Genomic DNA, 18602 nt, shown 5'->3' with positions numbered 1-18602 from the left:
GGCTCGATATCATCGACTGGATTGAAGGCTTCTATAATCGACAGCGCATGCATTCCTCGATCGACTATAAGACTCCAGTCGACGTGGAATCCAGCGCCATGACTGCGTAAAGTGGTGTACGTCAAACCGAGGCAGGGTCAGTCGCGACGAACACTTCTTCCAGCGTTAGCGCTTCAGTCGTGATCGATTCAGGCTGATGCGATTTCAAGCGCTCGAGCAATTCCGGACCGCCACCGTTTGCGATCAGTTCCAGATCGCGTCCCTGGCGGCGAACGTGCAAAGCGGCGGACAGATCCATCTCCGGTATGGAATCGGAAAACCGAGCGCGAATCTTCTGATAGCGGCGCCGGGCATCATCGGCCGCGAGCGTCAGCACCGAACGGCCGGCGTCCATAATCGTAAATTCGTCGATCAGACCTTCAAATTCAGTGATGAGGTGGGTGGAGACGAAGATGGTCCGATTGGCCGGATCACTCTCCTGATAGGCGCCGATTACCGTTTCGATGAATTCCCTGCGGACGATCGGATCGAGTCCTGACGTCGGCTCATCCAGCACGAGGAGCTCCGGCTCGGGCGAAACCGCCGCGATCAGAGCCACCTGAGTCCGCTGGCCTTTCGACAGCGCACTGGTGCGCCTGGAGGCATCCAGGCGGAAACGATCGAGCAGTTCCTGCTCGATCTTCCGGTTCCAGTGTTCGCGGAACGAGGCGAGGTAATTCAGCGTTTCCCGCACCGTCATCCAGGGATAAAACGCAACCTGATCCGGCACGTATGCCAGCCGGCGCTTGACGGCCACTTCATGCTTCGCGGGATCGAGGCCGAAGACGTGCACGTGTCCACGCTGTGGCCGCAGCAGATTGAGCAGGCATTTCATCGTCGTCGTTTTACCTGCGCCGTTCCGGCCGAAGAGCCCATAACAGCGGCCTCGCTGCACCTTCAGGCTGAAATCCCGAACCGCTTCGGCCTGGCCGTAGGTGTAAGTCAGATTTTCAATATCGATAGCAGGAGTTTGAGAGTCCATAACTCATCGGTCCTCGCCGGCATCGCCGTTGGCGCGCCGTTTGTTCTGGAGCACTTCCATCCGTTGATGGACCAGATTCAGAAATTCTTCAGCTGAGATCGACAGATGGTGCGCCTGGACAATCGTCTGGTCGATCTCTTCGATCAGCATTTTGCGCCGAACATCTTTGCGCAGAAGCGACCCGTTCTCCTTGACGAAACAGCCTTTGCCCGGCATCGTCTCGATCACGCCGATGCTTTCCAGTTCCGTGTACGCCTTCGCGATCGTGTTGCGGTTCACTCGCAGCTCTTCCGCAAGCGGCCGGATAAACGGCAGTGCCTCCCCCGGCTGCAGCGCGCCGGACGCGGCCGCGGCTTTGACCTGATCGACGACCTGCAGGTAGACAGGCTTGCCGGACTTCGCGTGTGTGTTATATCCCCCGATGCTCGCCAGGGATTGGGCTTGATCACGATATTGGCTGTAGTCCGAAACCAACGTTTCGTTTCCAACGGCATCGGGTGTGTAAAGCCGCACAAACCGATCGGGCTCCGGGATCGCCAATGGCCTTGAGAAAATCGCTGTCACAAAGCTGAAGACCGTAATGTTCGCGCCGATCGCGATCGCCAGTATCAGAACCGCGAACAACGTGAACAGCGGCGTCTTGGCAAGCAAGCGTGCTCCGATTCGCACATCGCGAAACAACTGATACGGTGCATCGAGTCCCATTGTTTTTATATCGACACCCGAACCCGTGTTTCAGTTCGGATTCGTTTTCTGAAAAGTCGAAAAAGAGTGCGTCAGGGTAGAAACACGTCAACGCTGATGCGGCAATCGGGCAAAAGAAGCGGCGCCAGAGAATCACCGCGATGATATTCGCGGATGGTGCGATAGGCATCGCCTTGTGGGTCCGAGTAAGCCAGCAACCGGTTGTTTTGCAAATCGGCCACCCAGTATTCCTGAATTTTAAGGATTGCGTAGAGAGCTTGCTTGACCGTCGTGTCGTATTCCAGCGAGGAGTCGGAGACCTCAATGATAAGAAAAATATCGTCGATGCCGGGATGTTTGTGGAGGTAGAAATCCTCGCGTGGCCGGAGCAGCGCGAGATCCGGCTGCGGCGCCGCGAAGCGGTCGAGTACGGCTGGTCCCTGACCGCGGACAATGGCTCTGCCGCCTAGAATCTGCACCCAGGTTTGCGTCCCCCGGTCAATGACCGCTTGATGCCTTGGGCCGATGGGGCTCATCACGAGGATCTCGCCTTGGATAAGCTCCACTCGCTCGACAGGCGATAAAATGCCGGCCTCCGCCATCCGCATATACTCGTCCACAGAAAAAAGCCGCTTGTTGATTTTGGACATAAGCTCACCGCCAGAATACAGCAATGCGGTCTCCGTCGTGAAGTCTTTCAATCTAAACGATCTCAGAGCGTATGGAATCGCGTTGTCAGCGATTCCGCGGCAGGGTAAGTCCGCCAATTTCGCGACTTCTGTTCAACTGCTTGATGAGCGGCGAAGGATCGTGGCGGCCGTCATGGCGAGATTTTCAAGTCATGTCGGCCCAGAGGAGATTGCTTTGAGGATGCCCACCCACGGCAACGCGGTACAGCAGGGCCGTTTCCGTCCGTTCTTTCCCCCATACCGCGGAACCCAGATGCGCCGTGGTCTCGTAATGTGCCACTTTGGTTCCGATCAGGTTTTCTGAAAAGCGGCGGGAATCTTATCGGAGACCTGGGCAAATGAGTGGAATGACCTGGCGGCCATGCTTTCGATACAGTTTGAAATCGCTATCCAATGTAAAGACGGAACTGTTCGGAATCTGTTCAGCCATCCGCACAAGACATGCGTCTGCGACAGACATCGGAAGATTCGCGTATTTCCGAATCAAAGTCCGGAGAAGTTTGAGGTGGTCTTGAAGCCGGAACGCCACCTCAATCGTGTTTCGCGATAACATCTCAAAAACAGGCCCGCTGCCCTGAATTTGATCGAGCAGAAAACACGCTTCAGAGATTACGCTTTCGCAAGTCAGCATCGGAGGCTGAATATCGTCCCATTCCGACACGCTCCAGTCGTGATGATGGTCCGCCCGGTCGATCAACGCAACCAGCGGCCCCGTGTCCAGGATTACGTTGCGCTTCATCGGCCGTAGCCACGCATATGTTTCTTATTGGAAGCCAGATCTCCAGGACCTTTGGCGGCGCCGACAAGATCTTTCACCAGGTCCAGGCAAGAAATGCCAGCCTTCGGACCCCGGCGCTCCAAAAAAGCCGCCAGCGCCTCCCGCGTTACCTGCGACTTCGACTTCCTCGTCCGTTTCGCCGCGGCAGTTAGCTTGGCGTCGATTTCATCATCAAGCTTTAAAGATATCGTCTTCACTCTCAGCCTCGATAATACCGATCAGTCCAAAGTGTAATACCGCTGCCGGCCGGCGGTCAATGAACGGGATCGGCCTTGCGAAACGTCCTCTGATCGCCGTGGCCGCCGTCATCCCCGTTATCTGCGGCCAAACGTAATTGGCTGGCGCGGGCCATCGTCCTGAGACAAACTGAGAGAGTGAGTTACGCCGACAACAATCTGATCGCGGGTGAGACCGTTACCTATCGGGGCCGGTTGCACTGGGTGCTTTTTGTCAAGCCGGTCCTCGTCAGCGCCGTCATACTCGTTGCCGTCATCCTGCTGCTTGACGTATCCGGTCTGAGCACAAAAATCTCGACAGGAGCGGCCGCACTGGCGTGGCTGGCGGGACTGATACTGTCCGTGATTCCGATTATTCCGGCCATTCTGACCTGGAAGTCCGCCGAATTTTCGGTGACGAACAAGCGGGTGATTCTCAAGGTCGGATTTGTTCAAAGCAAAACCGAGGAGATGTTCCTGAACAAAGTCGAAAGCGTCGGCGTCGATCAAAATCTCGTGGGGCGCATGCTGGGCTATGGGGATATTGTGATCCGGGGAACCGGCGGTTCGCTGGAACCGTTCCACCGGGTCTCAAGCCCATTGGAGTTTAGAAGACAGGTTCAGGAACAGATCGGCAGATCCTTCGAACCGCAAAGCAAGCCCACGTCTGTATAAAAGGTCTTATCCGGGAGGCCAGCTGAACATGCGGCCGCCCAGTAGGTGCAGATGGATGTGGTAGACGGACTGGCCGGCGCCCGCATTTACGTTGAACACGGTTCGATACCCCTTCTGATGGATATTCGATTGCATCGCCAGTATCTTGGCAACCTGAAACATGTGACCGACAAGCGCATTATCTTCCGGCAGTAAGTCATTCAACGTCGGAATGTGCTTTCTGGGGGCGACCAAAAGATGCACCGGCGCTTGCGGCCTGAGGTCTTTAAATGCCACGACGAGGTCATCCTCATGCACAAAGTCCGCCGGTGTATCGCGACCAAGGATTCGGCAGAACAGACACGCGTGCTGCATCGTTGTAATCTAGCACTCCTCGGCCTCCTGCTGAGCACAAGTTTGTTGACGGCCGCAGCGGCCCCGCAGCAACCCGCCGAAAATCCGGTCAAGAGAATCGAAGTACTATCTTACGAAGGCGAAAAAGTGTCCTCGGTGGAACTCGCGGGACAACCGGATTTGAACGAGGCCGACTTTGCGCCGCTGATCGCGCAGCAGGGCGGTGATACTTTCTCCGCGGCGAAAGTCGACCAGAGCGTCGCCGCGCTCAAGAAAACCGGAAAATTCAAAGACGTTCAGCTCGATCTGCGTCCGGAAGCGGAAGGCGTCCGCGTTATGTTCATCCTGCAGCCGGCGGTCTACTTCGGGACGTATCAATTCCCCGGCGCCGAACAATTCACATATACGCGCTTGCTCCAGGTCGCCAGTTATTCGCCGCAGGAACCATTTTCGAATCTCGATATCCGTAAGGGCCAGGAATCGATCACCACATTTCTCCGCCGCAACGGATATTTCCAGGCCGCGGTTCATCCGGATTTCAAGATCGATAAAGCCAGCGGCCTGGCCAATGTCGATTTCAAGATCACGCTGAACAAGCACGCCAAATTCGGAGACATCGTGATCAACGGCCCTTCATCCGACCAGAGCGAGCGCCTGAAAGGTAACCTCCGTTCCATCCGCGCGCGGCTCAAAAGCTCTGCGATTCGCGAAGGCAAAGGCTACTCATTGAAGACGCTGCAGAACGCGACGCGCTATCTCGAAGCTCGGCTCGAAAGTGAAAACCGACTCGCGGCCAATGTGAGACTGATCGGCGCAAACTACAACGCGCAGACCAACCGCGCCGATGTTTCGTTCGACGTCGAGATCGGACCGGTCGTACACGGTCAGGTGATGGGCGCGCATCTTTGGTCGTGGACCAAACACAAGCTGCTGCCGATCTACCAGCAGAACGGCCTTACGCCCGAACTGGTCCAGGAAGGCAGGCAGAACCTGCTTCGCCATTTCCGGGAGGATGGGTATTTCGACGTGCAGGTCGATGCCGATACCCAGGTCGAACCCAACGGGATCACGGTGCTCTATCGGGTAAACAAGGGCGAACGAAAAAAGATCGACAGTGTGGCCTTTACCGGGAACGGGCATTTCAACAAGGCCGAACTGCAAAAACACGTCGAGGTAAAGGAAGCGCACTTCCTCTCGCACGGCAGCTATAACGAAAGCAGCATCAAGAGCCTTCAGGCTTTTTATCAATCGAAAGGGTTCAATGAGGTAAAGGTCACGCCTCAATTCAACACCAGGGACAAAGACGTCGTCGTGACGTTTGCGGTGGTTGAAGGCCCTCAGGATACCGTTGAAACTTTCCGGGTTGATGGAACCTATTCGATGCCGCTGAAGCAGGCTGCGCCGGACGGATTACGCCTCGCGGCCGGGCAGCCTTACTCGCAAAAGTCGGTCGACGATGACCGCAACAAACTCATGTCGCATTACCTCGACGCCGGCTACCTGACCGCGACATTCCACGTTACAGCGCAGCCGTCACCCGGCGATCCTCACAAGTTCGATGTGGTCTACGAAATCACTGAAGGCCCTCAGGTAAAAACCAACGAGATCGTGACAGTTGGACTTCAGGCCAGCAAGCAGGCTCTGGTCGATCTTCATCTGAAAGACATCAAACCCGGCGCGCCGCTGACGGAACGCGATGTTCTTTCGTCGGAGACCAGGCTTTATAACACGGGTGTGTACGACTGGGCCGAAGTCAATACACGCGCGCAGGTGACCTCTCAAGAGCAGGAAGACGTGATCGTGAAGGTGCACGAAGCCCGGCGAAACACTCTGCTCTATGGCTTCGGGTATGAATTCGTGAACCGTGGCGGCAGCGTTCCCGGAGGAACAGTGGCTCTGCCCGGATTGCCGATTGTCGGACTGCCATCCTCATTCCAGACCAGCCAGCAAACTTTTCAAGGCCCTCGCGTCAACCTGCAGTACACACTCAACGATGTTCGCGGAAGAGCCGAATCGCTAACCTTCGGCGCGCTCTACGGACCGCTGGATCGACGTGTCAGCTTCCTGTACCAGGATCCGAACTTCGCCTGGACAAAGTGGACAGCCAGCCTGACGGCCAGCGGCGAATTGAATCACGAGAATCCGATCTTCGATGCACGCATCGGCCAGGCAGCCTTTCAGCTGCAAAGACCATTGAATGCCGGCAGATCGGAAAACCTTCAGCTGAGGTATACATTCAGCGAAACAGGATTGACGAACCTTCTGATTCCGCAACTGGTGCCCAGCGAGGACCTGCACACACGACTGTCAACCCTGGCGGCAGTCTGGCTTCGGGACACGCGAGACAACCCGCTCGATGGACACAAGGGAACGTATAACAGCGTCGAATTCGATCTCAATCCCATCATCCTCGGATCCAATACGAGCTTCGGGAAGGTCCTCGCCCAGACGGCGTTTTACAGGCCTATACACAAAACCATCTGGGCGACCAGCGTGAGGATCGGAGTGGAAGAGGCCTTTGGGAACAGTCATGTGCCATTCAGCCAGTTGTTTTTTACCGGCGGCGGCAGCACTCTCCGCGGCTTCCCCCTGAACGGCGCCGGACCGCAGCAGACGATCCCGGCCTGCGGCAATCCATCGGATCCTTCGACGTGCGCGCTCATCACCGTGCCGACGGGAGGGAGAGAGCTGTTTCTCCTGAATTCGGAACTCCGCATTCCAGCGCGCATCATGAAAAACCTCAGCCTCGTAACGTTTTATGACGGCGGAAATGCATTCAGCGCTGTCGGGGCCGGAAATTTCACGCAGCAATACACAAACTCCGTGGGCCTTGGCCTGCGCTACGCAACGCCTGTCGGTCCCGTGCGCTTCGATGTCGGACGTAACGTGAGTCCCATTCCCGGCATCAGCGCCACTCAATTTTTCATTACATTGGGGCAAGCATTTTGAGCACTGTACCTTTACCTCCCAACTATTACGATCGTCCCGATCCACCGCGCCGCAATTGGAAACGCATTGTGGCCTGGAGCGCAGCCGGACTCTGCATGCTGATTCTCGTGCTCCTCATCGCTGTCTCGGCACTGCTGCACAACAGAAACTTCAGGCAATTCATCCTGCGGGTGGCCCAGACAAAGCTGAGCGAAGCGACTGGCCTCGCATTCCACATGAGTGATTTTTCCGTTCATCTGTCGGGCTTGAGCCCGTCCGTCGATATGTACGGCGTCGCCGTTGACGGGGCGCCTCCGTACCAGGCGCCTCCATTCCTTCAGGTCGAGCATCTCGGCGTTGCTGTTCAAATCGTTTCCCTGCTATCGCGCAAGTGGTACCTGAAAGAAATCACAATCGATCACCCGGTTGCCCGCATTCTTGTGACGGGGAACGGCGATACCAATTTCCCCAGATTAAAGAACAACGGACCGAGCCCGGGCATTTTCGACCTCGGCATCCGTCACGTGGTGCTTGGCCGGGGCGAGGTCTACTATAACGATCGCCAAAGCGCCCTCGACGCGGACCTCCATGATCTGGAATTCCAATCGAGCTTCCAGACCGGGCCCAAATATTCCGGTGACTTGAGCTACAAAGACGGCAAGATCCATTTCCAGAACCTGAATCCGGTAATTCACAGCCTTGAAGCGGAATTCGAAGCGACGCCGGACAGCTTCACGCTGAAGCGCAGCAAGATCACGAGCGGCGCGTCCGAGGTCAGTCTGAGCGCAACGATGAACGACTACGTTCATCCAAACATTACCGCCACATACCAGTCGACACTGGATACTGCTGAACTGCGGCAGATTTTAAGAGACACCACGCTGCCCGCAGGCGTCGTCAAGGTCGCCGGGGCCGGCCGATTCGAAAGTGATCCGAACAAGCCGGTTGTTCAAAGCGTGGCACTGGACGGCAATGTTACGAGCAGCCTGCTTCAGGTCCATACGCCGTCTGTGAACACGCAGGTTCGCGACCTGAGCGCGCGATACACGCTGAAAAACGGCGATGTGGAGATTCGCGATTTGCATGCAAAGGTTCTTGGCGGCAGCGTCGGCGGTGAGTTGAAGATGCGCGACGTGACTGGCGCCCAAGTCGCGGAATTGCATGCAACGACGCATGACATTGCGCTCGCGAGTCTGCAGGCGCTGGTCAATGCACGGACCTCAAAGGATTTCAAGCTGACGGGGACCGCGAATGCGAAGATCGATGCCAATTTCACAAAGACGCTGGACACGCTTACTGCGCACACGGACGCCGAATTCAAAGGGACGATCGCAAAAGCGAATTCGCCCGTCCTGACCGAAGACGGAAATCTCCACGCGGCCTACTCTGCTGCAAAACAGGAAGTCTCATTTGACCGGAGTTACATCCGGCTGCCTGAGACCACAATCAGCCTGAATGGCACAGTCAGCAAAACAGCAAGCCTGCAGGTCCAGGTTCAATCAAACGACTTACGCGAGATCGAAACCGCCGCGGACGTCTTTGGCGCGATGCCGCAACCGCTCGGCCTTGAAGGCAGCGCAACTTTTAACGGAAGCGTTCGCGGCTCAACCATAAATCCTCAGATCAATGGGGAGTTGTCGGCTGCCTCTCTGAAGGTCAAGGGCACCGCCTGGCGAACTGTTCGAGCCGGCATCGATGCCGATCCATCGCATGTTGCGTTGCGTAACGGCGAGATCATTCCCGCATCGAATCGCGGCAGGATGACGTTCAATTTGAACATCGGACTGGATCATTGGACGTTTCGCGACACCAGCCCGTTCCAGATCGACGCAAATGCCACACAACTGAACATTGCGGATCTGAAGAACCTTGCCGGAGTGCAAACTCCCGTCACCGGCACACTTGCCGCCAACATATCTTTTCATGGTTCAGAGTTGAATCCGGCCGGTGGAGGAACCATTACGCTGACCCAGGCTGCCGTGTCCGATGAACCGATTCAATCGGCAAGCATCGATTTCCAGGGAACGGGAGACGAAGTCCATGCCCGGTTGGGCCTGCGAATGCCCGCAGGCAGTGCCCAGGCAAACCTGACCTATTTCCCGAAACGCAAAGCCTACGACGGCCAGCTTCAGACCGCCGGATTCCACCTCGATCAGGTCCGCACGCTGCGCGCGCACAACATCAACCTGACGGGAACATTGAATCTCAGCGCGAAGGGCAGCGGAACGCTGGATAATCCCGGGGTTCAATTCACAGCTCAAATTCCACAGCTTCAGATCGAGAACGAAAGAATCAACGGCATCAACCTGCAGGCCGATGTAACGAATCATGTCGCCGACGTCAGTCTCGACTCCGAGTCGGCGTCCCTGAAAACTTTCGTGCGCGGACACGGCCGTGTGAATCTTTCGGGTTCGTATGAGACCGATGCCGCGCTCGACACGGCCTCCATTCCGCTGCAACCGCTGTTCGCCATTTACATGCCGGCTCAGGCAGGCAATATGAGCGGCCAGACCGAACTGCATGCAACGATTCACGGCCCGCTGAAAGACAAATCGCAGGTCGAAGCGCATATCACCATTCCAGCGCTAACGCTGTCGTATCGAAACCAGGTCCAATTGGCGGCGGCGCAGCCGATCCGGATGGATTACAGCCGCGGCGTATTTAACCTGCAAAGGACCGCGATCCGTGGAACCAAAACAGACCTGCAACTGGAGGGAACGATCCCGGTCACCAGCACTGCGCCGATCACCGTGGTCGCGCTGGGAAAGATCGATCTCTCTCTTATCCAGATGCTCGATCCTGAGGTAATCAGCTCGGGTCAGGTTCAGTTCAACATCGACGGCGGCGGACGGCGGTCGAGCCCCGACGTTCAGGGACAGGTGACAATCGTAAACGCATCGTTAGCCGGAGACAGCCTCCCGCTCGGTTTGCAAAACGGAAACGGTGTTCTGGTGCTGACCAACAACAGGCTCGACATCCGCCAATTCGCCGGAAATGTCAGCGGCGGAACACTTACCGCAACCGGCGGCCTCGCGTACCGGCCTGCGCTTCAATTCAGTGTTGCCTTGAATGCAAAGAACATCCGGACGCTATATCCCGATGGTGTGCGTGAAGGCCTCGATACGAATCTGTCGCTGGTCGGAACGCCGAACTACGCTACCTTACGAGGGCAAGTGAGGCTGACCGACGTCTCATTTACACCAGCCTTTGATCTCAACAACATCATCGGGGCTCTCGGCGGCGCTCAAGGCATCGCTGCGCCGCCAGGCGGCCTCGCTCACAACCTGCATCTCGACATCGGTGTGGTGTCGACGAATGATTTGAATCTCACAAACAGCAAGTTGAGCGTTCAGGGGGCCGCGAACCTGCGGGTGAGTGGAACTGCGGCACAGCCGACGGTGTTGGGACGCGTGAACCTCACGGGAGGCGATCTCATTTTTCGGGCAAACCGTTACATCCTGCAGCCCAGCACGCTCGACTTTGTGGATCCCTATCAGATTTCACCGCGGGTCAATCTCGCCGTCGACACTACGATTCAGCAATATGACGTTCACATGCTCTTGCGCGGGACCATGGACCGCCTGCGAACGACCTATACATCTGAGCCGGCACTCCCGCCCGCCGACATCATTAACTTGCTCGTCTTCGGCAAAACCTCGGAGGCGCAGAATGCGAACCCCACGCCGGGAAATCTTGGCGCCGAATCTCTGATCGCATCGAGCGTCAGCGGCCAGGTCACAAACCGCGTCGAAAAGGTTGCCGGCATTTCACAGCTTTCGGTCGATCCTGTCCTGGGAGGGACAAGTGGGCAGAACCCCGGCGCACGAGTGACCGTACAGCAGCGCGTCACCGGAAACATGTTCGTGACGTTCGCCACCGATGCTACTTCGACGCAGACGCAGGTCATCAAGCTTGAATACCAGGCCACTCCGCGCGTCTCACTCAGCGGCGTCCGCGATCAAAATGGCGGCTTCGCCTTCGACATCCGCATCCGCAAAACCTGGTAAGAAACGTGTTACGATCCGAGCCATGCGACGCGGTTTGCTGTTTATCCTCCTGCTGCTGGTCACCAGCGCATGCACGAAACACACGGAGTCTGCGCCGGGATTGACCATCTATACGGGGCGCGATAAAGACGAAGTCGCTCACGTTATCGAACTGTTCACGCAGAAGTTTCCTCAATACAAAGATCACGTCAATACGATCACGTTAGGGGCTCAGGCCGCGCTGGACCGGCTTCGCGCGGAAAAATCGAACCCGCAGGCAGGTTTTCTATGGGGCGGCACGCTGCAGGGGCTCCAACAGGCGGCGAGTGAGGGTCTACTCGCTCCGTCGAATCCCACGAGCGCCAATCTGATCGAGGCCGGCCGTAAAGATCCGCAGGGACGCTGGTATGCGGAGATGCTTCTACCGGAAGTCATCATCTATAACCACGACCTGCTGAAACCCGAACAAGCGCCGAAAGATTGGGATGACCTGATTACTCCCGCCTACAGAGACAAGATTGTCATCCGCGACGTCATGGCGTCCGGCACCATGCGCACGATCTATAGCGCCATGATTTATCGCCAGTACGAGCGGACCGGGTCCGCCGACGCCGGCTACGAGTGGCTGAAAAAACTGGATGCGAACACGGCGGTTTATACGCCAACACCGGACGACATGTATCTCAAGCTCGATCGAGGCGTCGGCGTCGTGACGTTATGGAACCTGCAGGATGCCTTCATCCAGCCGCTCAAAAACAACCGCCCCTGGTCGTTCGTGATTCCGTCTTCCGGAGTTCCGGTGCTTCTGGACGGCCTCGGCGTCGTCAACAATCCCGGCAGCAGTCAGGCGGCTATGGATTTCGAAAACTTCATTCTCGAACCGCATCTCCAGGCGCAACTCGCGAAAGACTACTATCAGATTCCCGCCATACAATTGGCCGATGCGGACAAGCCCGAATGGCTCGCGAAGCTTGAGATCAAGGAAATGAAGATTGACTGGAACCTGCTGAGCCAGAAGCAGACCGACTGGATGAACTACTGGTCGCAAAACATCAAGGGTAAGGGTGGACGGTGACTGCGCTGACCCTGGAGGCGCTGACCAAAACCTTCCTGCGGGCCGGAAAAGTCGTGGACTCGATCGATCTGGAGATCCGGCAAGGCGAATTCTTCACGCTGCTCGGTCCGTCAGGCTGCGGCAAATCCACAACACTGCGAATGATCGCGGGCTTCGAAGAGCCGACATCGGGCCGGATTCTATTCGACGGCGCTGACGTGACGAACGATCCGCCGAACCGGCGCGATATCGGATTTGTGTTCCAGAACTACGCGCTGTTTCCTCACCTCTCGGTGGCCAAAAATGTCGCATTCGGGCTGCAGGTGCGAAAGCTCGCACAAAATGAAATCGCCGAACGCGTCGCAGCAGCGTTAAAAGAAGTCCAGCTTGCCGGGATGGACAACGCCCGCGTCGATCAACTTTCCGGAGGGCAGCAGCAACGGGTGGCTCTGGCGCGGGCGCTTGTCATTCGTCCGAGATTGCTGCTGCTGGATGAGCCTCTGTCGAACCTCGACGCCAAACTGCGCGAAGAGACTCGTGCTGCCTTGAGGGAATTACACCACTCCACCAAAGTGACGACGGTATACGTGACCCATGATCAAGGCGAAGCCATGGCCATGAGCGACCGCATCGCCGTGATGCATCAAGGGAAGATTCACCAGATCGAAGCGCCCGAAGAAATCTATGAACATCCGGCTACGCGATTTGTGGCCGATTTCATCGGACGCAACAATGTTATCGAGGCGGCGGTCGCCAGCGTGTCCGGCAACACTGTAGTGCTTCGATTCGGAAACGGCCACGAACTCTCGCTCGATGCGCGGCAAAGGGCTCCCGATGTCAACCTGGCTGCGGGCGCCAAGGTCAGTGTCTGCATTCGTGCCGAGTCCTTCCAGTTGATGAATGACAGCGGTTTGTTTTGCGGCACCGTGAAAGATGTCGAGTACTCCGGCGCCATGCGATCGCTCACCATCGCAACGGACGCCGGCGAACTGGAAGTCGAAATACCGGCGTCGGCTGCGCGCCCGGCCCCGGGAGAACGCATTGCGCTGAGAGTGAATCCAGCCGCGATTCACCTGGTTGCCTCCGTATGAGCAAACCGAAGAGCCAGTGGGCATCGGCTGCGGTGCTTGTCCTGCTGGCGTTGGTTCTCTGGGGTTATGTCGTCGGTCCGATGGTTTCGACTTTCTTCGAAAGCATCAGCGGCAACGGCGGCGGAGCCGCGCAATACGCGCGATTCTTCGACTTCCGTAACGGGACGGAAGGTGAATCGATGCTTTGGAGCATCGTGATCTCCGTCTTGAGCGTGATCACCTCCGGCATCACCGGAGTCTTCCTGGCAGTGCTTCTCCGGCGGTGGGATTTCCCGTTTCGAAGAGTCTGCCAGGTGCTGGTGCTTGTACCGATCGCGCTCCCGCCACTGATGGGAGTCGAGGCGTTTGTTCTGCTATACGGAATCGGCGGAACATTTCCACAGCTGCTGGCGAGTCTCTTTCATACGCGCCAGACAGCCTTTGCCGTCGACGGCGTTACCGGCGTCCTGCTTGTACACACGCTGACGATGTATCCCTATTTTTATCTGACGGCCGCCGCCGCACTCGAACAGTCCGACGATTCGCTGGAAGAAGCGGCCTACAGCCTCGGAGCGTCGCAGTTTCAAACCTGGACTCGCGTCCTGCTGCCGATGCTGACGCCCGCCATGGTCGCGGGCGCGCTGCTGACCTTCATGTCCTCGATGTCGTCCTATACCGCGCCGCTGCTCTTTCATGTGGACAAGGTGATGACCCAGCAAATCGTCATCTCCAAGCTGAACGGTCAAATGGGATTGGCTTCGGCGGTCTCCGTGATGCTGGGACTCATTTCGATCGTCTTTCTGGTCGGGCTTCGCAAATACGAGCAGCGTACTGCGTATGTCACGCAGTCGAAGGGAGGCGCGAAAAAACAAAAACGCGTGACGAGTCCGCTCTGGAAGGGCGTCATTTTTGCCGCCGCTTCCGTGTCCACAATCTTCGTCGTCCTGCCGATCGCGATGATCTTCGTGCTCGCCTTTTCAGTAAACGGCTCCTGGCGGAGGGCCGCTCTCCCGTCGCAATACACGACGCAAAATTTTGCCAGCCTGTTCCGGAATCTGCAGTTTGCCGATGCGATCAAAAACAGTCTGGAAATGAGCGCGCTGGCGGTCGCGGGAGCGATTCTGGTTGGCCTGGTGGCCGCCTATGTCATCACGCGAATGCGGTTTCGCGGGAAAACAGTCCTGGATATCGCGATGATGCTGCCATGGGCGCTCCCGGGTACGGTTGTGGCGATCAACCTGATTACAGCCTTCGCAACCCCGTCGGCCTTCGCCTTCGGAAGAGTTCTGGTTGGAACATTCGCCATCGTTCCACTGGCATATTTTGTACGCTTTACTCCACTGGTTTTCCGGTCTACAACCGCATCGCTTTCCCAGCTCGATGAGAATATCGAGGAAGCCGCGCGCAGCCTCGGCGCTACCTGGTGGTATGCATTCCGGGCTGTTGTCCTGCCGCAGCTTTATCGAGGAATTGCCGGCGGCGCGCTGCTCGCATTCGTCAACGGAATCGGTGAGTTCGTCGCGACCATTTTGCTCTACACCCCGCAGTACCGGCCGTGGTCGATCGCCATCAACGACGAACTCTACTATGCGAACTATGGCACTGCAGCGTCGCTCGGCGTGATCCAGGTCCTGCTCGTCCTGATTGTGGTCGTGCTGATGCGGCGCACAGAAGAACGTGGAAAATGGTTGAAGGTGTCGTAGTCCGGCTTTAAATCACGCAAGCCACAATGATGCGACGGTCGCGCGCAAACACCTCGACGGCGACATCGCCGTCCGAAATCTCCGTAAACACGAATTCTCCGGCGGCGTCTGCTGGTTTAGAGATGCTCTTACCGTTCTGGGTGAGCGTGACCAGCGTACAGCCAACCAGCGCGGTACCGGTTGCAACTTGTCCGATGATGGATTTCTGTAAGCTGCCGGAAACCTTAAGATGGATTTCAACATCACGCGAAACCAGTTGCACATGACGTCCGGATAGCGCACCGCGCGTGCCGGCTTCCTTCTTCGAGACTGCGCTATCAAACACGGTGCGGGCATGGATCGCCGGCGGTGTCTGCAATTGAAAGTCAAAGAAGACTGCGGTAGTTCCATCCGCGAGGCGTGCCTTGTACTGATTCAACACAGATACGCCGGTGCCGCCATTGTCGACGATGAGGCCGACAGCGCATTTATAGAAACGCGCGATATCACCCACGAGTTGCACACGATCGCCGGCGTTGAACCGCGGCATACCAGACAAACACCCCTGAGTTCTCTATATCACTGTGGCGTGTGGCGTACACCAACAAGTCATGCGAGCTTGCTAGGTTTCGCAGGAATTTCGTATGCAATTGCAAAATTCTGCACAGTGGCAGTGAACTTCCATGAAGAAGCCATTAAAAATGCGTTATTGCGCGAGCGTTCGATGGCTCATACGCTTCACTTCGCTCTTGGGGAAATGAAACAGCCAACCGGGCGCAAGCCACGTTTCAAGATCAACGACAATGTCCGCATTGTTGGGCCAACCGTCAGCGAGCGGACGCACGACACGGGCACGGTCACTGAAGTTGTCGGTATCGGTGCCGGAGCGGATACAATCCTTCGCTATCGCGTCACATTTCCCGATGGTACTAACGGTACTTTCTTCGGATTCGAATTGGAGTTGATTCCGTCTTAGTTCGCGAGCGATGCCGCCACGTTCAATTCCGATGTGCAGTGCGGACAACGAGTCGCTTTCACCGGAATATTCATCCGGCAGAACGCACACTCCTGCGTCGTTGGCTCCGGCTGCGTTCGCATGCGGTTCGCGGCCCGGACGACGAGAAAAATCGCAAAGGCAATAATGATGAATTCGAAAATGGTATTCAGGAAGACGCCGTAGTTGAGCGTCGGGGCGCCCGCCGCCTTTGCCGCTTCGACCGTCGGGTAACTGCCTGCCGACAGATTCAGAAACAACTCTTTGAAATCGACATGGCGGATGACCAGACCGATCGGCGGCATCAAGACGTCGTTCACGAGTGAAGTGACGATCTTTCCGAACGCCGCTCCGATCACCAGCCCAACGGCCAGATCCAGTACATTGCCGCGGACGGCAAACTCTTTGAATTCCTTCAACATGCTCCCTCCAAATGCAGGCTTTTACCGTTTGGCAACTATTGTCCAGAACAAGGTGGTACTGAAATGCCTCTTTTCGGACGAAAATTCCCGTTTTCCAGCCCGGCAAGCGGGAGAAACGCCTCGCCTCCGGGACCTAACCTCATATTTATAGCTCATTCCCCAGTAGATGTTCTTTTCTTTTCAGCAAGTTCAGCAGGCTGATCCTTTGGCAGACAGGATGCATTAAAACGGCCCGTTCACCAGGGGACAGGAGTGTCTCTTTCCACGGAGAAATCAATAAATATGAAGGCAAAGCCTGCAAAAGTTACCGAGCTGACCGCCGAAACGATCGACGCCAGACTGCTGCTGAAAGTTCTTTCCGATTTCCGAAAGGGCGATTTCACCACTCGCCTGCCGGCGGAGCAGACAGGGCTCACGGGCAAGATTTACGATGCAATGAACGAAGTTATCGACATGAACGAACGCATGGCGAAGGAATTCGACCGGGTGGCGAACGTCGTCGGTAAGGAAGGCCGGATCAAACAGCGGGCTTCACTCTCCCTGGCAACGGGATCATGGGCGGCGTGCATTGATTCCATCAATACCTTGATCGCCGACCTCGTCCAGCCGACAACCGAAGTGGCCCGCGTCATCGGAGCTGTGGCAAAAGGCGATCTGTCCCAGACCATGGCTCTCGAGATCGAGGGCCGCCCGTTGACGGGTGAGTTCTTGAGAACAGCCAAGATCGTGAACACGATGGTCGACCAGCTCTCGACGTTTGCATCGGAAGTCACCCGCGTGGCCCGCGAAGTCGGTACCGAAGGAAAGCTCGGCGGTCAGGCCCAGGTGAAAGGCGTCGCCGGAACGTGGAAAGACCTTACCGATAACGTGAACTTCATGGCGAACAATCTCACCAACCAGGTCCGTAACATCGCCGAAGTCACCACCGCCGTGGCTCGCGGCGACCTCTCCAAGAAGATCACGGTCGACGTCAAAGGCGAAATCCTCGAGCTCAAAAACACCATCAACACCATGGTGGACCAGCTTTCGACATTTGCTTCGGAAGTCACCCGCGTCGCCCGCGAAGTCGGCACCGAAGGAAAGCTTGGCGGCCAGGCCGTTGTCCGCGGCGTCGCCGGAACGTGGAAAGACCTTACCGATAACGTGAACTCCATGGCGTCGAACCTCACCAGCCAGGTCCGTAACATCGCGGCCGTCACCACCGCCGTCGCAAACGGCGACCTCTCGAAGAAGATTACGGTCGACGTGAAGGGTGAAATCCTCGAGCTCAAGAACACCATCAACACCATGGTCGACCAGCTGTCCTCCTTTGCGTCGGAGGTCACCCGCGTCGCCCGCGAAGTCGGTACTGAAGGAAAGCTCGGCGGCCAGGCATTGGTAAAAGGTGTTGGCGGTACATGGAAGGACCTTACCGACAACGTCAATTTCATGGCGTCGAACCTCACCGCTCAGGTGCGTAACATTGCCGAAGTCACCACGGCCGTGGCGAACGGCGATCTCTCGAAGAAAATCACGGTCGACGTTAAAGGCGAAATCCTCGAGCTCAAGAACACCATCAACACCATGGTCGACCAGCTGTCCTCCTTTGCGTCGGAGGTCACCCGCGTCGCCCGCGAAGTCGGCACCGAGGGAAAGCTCGGCGGTCAGGCCCAGGTCAAGGGAGTCGCGGGAACCTGGAAAGATCTCACCGACAACGTCAACTTCATGGCTTCGAACCTCACCAACCAGGTCCGTAACATCGCCGAGGTCACAACTGCGGTGGCGAATGGTGATCTCTCGAAGAAAATCACGGTCGATGTCAAAGGCGAAATCCTCGAGCTCAAGAACACCATCAACACCATGGTCGACCAGCTGTCCTCCTTTGCGTCGGAGGTCACCCGCGTCGCCCGCGAAGTCGGCACCGAGGGAAAGCTCGGCGGTCAGGCTCAGGTCAAGGGAGTCGCGGGAACCTGGAAAGATCTCACCGACAACGTCAACTTCATGGCGAACAATCTGACCACCCAGGTACGTAACATCGCCGAAGTCACCACAGCCGTCGCAAATGGCGATCTCACGAAGAAAATTACGGTCG

Annotated in this window: 17 protein-coding genes; 9 read left to right on the top strand and 8 right to left on the bottom strand. The window is 56.9% G+C overall.

The features are described from left to right. Positions 1-110: IS3 family transposase (locus tag VGK48_07815; GenBank protein ID HEY2381074.1), on the top strand; the 110-nt coding region annotated here is incomplete at its 5' end. 11 nt (positions 111-121) lie between these two features. Here the strand turns inward: VGK48_07815 and VGK48_07810 are convergent. From VGK48_07810 to VGK48_07790, 5 genes are all read right to left on the bottom strand, one after another. Continuing rightward, positions 122-1021: an ABC transporter ATP-binding protein gene (locus VGK48_07810; protein HEY2381073.1), complete on the bottom strand. Its 900-nt coding sequence runs from the start codon at positions 1019-1021 to the stop codon at positions 122-124. A 3-nt stretch (positions 1022-1024) separates the two neighbouring features. Next, positions 1025-1726, bottom strand: coding sequence for a GntR family transcriptional regulator (locus tag VGK48_07805; GenBank protein HEY2381072.1), 702 nt, complete (start codon positions 1724-1726; stop codon positions 1025-1027). Between the two features lie 71 nt (positions 1727-1797). Continuing rightward, a complete protein-coding gene (locus tag VGK48_07800; GenBank protein ID HEY2381071.1) occupies positions 1798-2406 on the bottom strand; it encodes a Uma2 family endonuclease in 609 nt (202 codons plus the stop codon). Positions 2407-2713: 307 nt separating this feature from the next. Beyond that, on the bottom strand, positions 2714-3133 hold the full coding sequence (locus VGK48_07795) for a PIN domain-containing protein (GenBank protein HEY2381070.1): 420 nt from the start codon (positions 3131-3133) through the stop codon (positions 2714-2716). Then, positions 3130-3369: a ribbon-helix-helix domain-containing protein gene (locus tag VGK48_07790; protein ID HEY2381069.1), complete on the bottom strand. Its 240-nt coding sequence runs from the start codon at positions 3367-3369 to the stop codon at positions 3130-3132. Before VGK48_07790 ends, VGK48_07795 begins: the two co-directional genes overlap by 4 nt. Before the next feature lie 177 nt (positions 3370-3546). On the opposite strand from VGK48_07790, the gene VGK48_07785 reads away from it, so the two are divergent. Continuing rightward, a complete protein-coding gene (locus VGK48_07785) occupies positions 3547-4062 on the top strand; it encodes a PH domain-containing protein (protein ID HEY2381068.1) in 516 nt (171 codons plus the stop codon). A gap of 6 nt (positions 4063-4068) precedes the next feature. Here the strand turns inward: VGK48_07785 and VGK48_07780 are convergent, their stop codons facing one another. Further along, positions 4069-4416, bottom strand: coding sequence for a histidine triad nucleotide-binding protein (locus VGK48_07780; GenBank protein HEY2381067.1), 348 nt, complete (start codon positions 4414-4416; stop codon positions 4069-4071). Here VGK48_07780 and VGK48_07775 point away from each other — a divergent pair. Genes VGK48_07775 through VGK48_07755 form a run of 5 tightly spaced genes read left to right on the top strand, consistent with a single transcriptional unit; the run spans position 4354 to position 15136 of the window. After that, positions 4354-7344: a POTRA domain-containing protein gene (locus tag VGK48_07775; protein ID HEY2381066.1), complete on the top strand. Its 2991-nt coding sequence runs from the start codon at positions 4354-4356 to the stop codon at positions 7342-7344. The genes VGK48_07780 and VGK48_07775 overlap by 63 nt on opposite strands. Next, positions 7341-11330, top strand: coding sequence for a translocation/assembly module TamB domain-containing protein (locus VGK48_07770; GenBank protein HEY2381065.1), 3990 nt, complete (start codon positions 7341-7343; stop codon positions 11328-11330). Before VGK48_07775 ends, VGK48_07770 begins: the two co-directional genes overlap by 4 nt. 22 nt (positions 11331-11352) lie before the next feature. Continuing rightward, entirely contained in the window at positions 11353-12384 is a 1032-nt protein-coding gene (locus VGK48_07765; GenBank protein ID HEY2381064.1) for an extracellular solute-binding protein, read from the top strand. Next, a complete protein-coding gene (locus VGK48_07760; protein HEY2381063.1) occupies positions 12381-13454 on the top strand; it encodes an ABC transporter ATP-binding protein in 1074 nt (357 codons plus the stop codon). Before VGK48_07765 ends, VGK48_07760 begins: the two co-directional genes overlap by 4 nt. Beyond that, complete coding sequence (locus tag VGK48_07755) at positions 13451-15136, top strand: iron ABC transporter permease (GenBank protein ID HEY2381062.1); 1686 nt, start codon at positions 13451-13453, stop codon at positions 15134-15136. The genes VGK48_07760 and VGK48_07755 overlap by 4 nt, the downstream gene beginning before the upstream one ends. A 7-nt stretch (positions 15137-15143) precedes the next feature. Here VGK48_07755 and VGK48_07750 read toward each other — a convergent pair whose 3' ends face one another. Beyond that, a complete protein-coding gene (locus VGK48_07750; protein HEY2381061.1) occupies positions 15144-15665 on the bottom strand; it encodes a hypothetical protein in 522 nt (173 codons plus the stop codon). Positions 15666-15704: 39 nt separating this feature from the next. Between VGK48_07750 and VGK48_07745 the strand changes: the two genes are divergently transcribed. After that, complete coding sequence (locus VGK48_07745) at positions 15705-16091, top strand: hypothetical protein (protein ID HEY2381060.1); 387 nt, start codon at positions 15705-15707, stop codon at positions 16089-16091. On the opposite strand, the gene mscL is transcribed toward VGK48_07745, so the two are convergent. Then, complete coding sequence (gene mscL / locus VGK48_07740) at positions 16088-16531, bottom strand: large conductance mechanosensitive channel protein MscL (protein HEY2381059.1); 444 nt, start codon at positions 16529-16531, stop codon at positions 16088-16090. The genes VGK48_07745 and mscL overlap by 4 nt on opposite strands. A gap of 282 nt (positions 16532-16813) precedes the next feature. On the opposite strand from mscL, the gene VGK48_07735 reads away from it, so the two are divergent. Beyond that, positions 16814-18602, top strand: a 1789-nt coding sequence (locus tag VGK48_07735) for a HAMP domain-containing protein (protein HEY2381058.1), incomplete at its 3' end; no start/stop codon positions are given.

This window comes from Terriglobia bacterium (assembly GCA_036496425.1).
Lineage (GTDB): Bacteria > Acidobacteriota > Terriglobia > 20CM-2-55-15 > 20CM-2-55-15 > 20CM-2-55-15.
The sequence above is the reverse complement of the archived record's forward strand: the minus strand, read 5'-3'. Positions and strand labels throughout refer to the sequence as shown.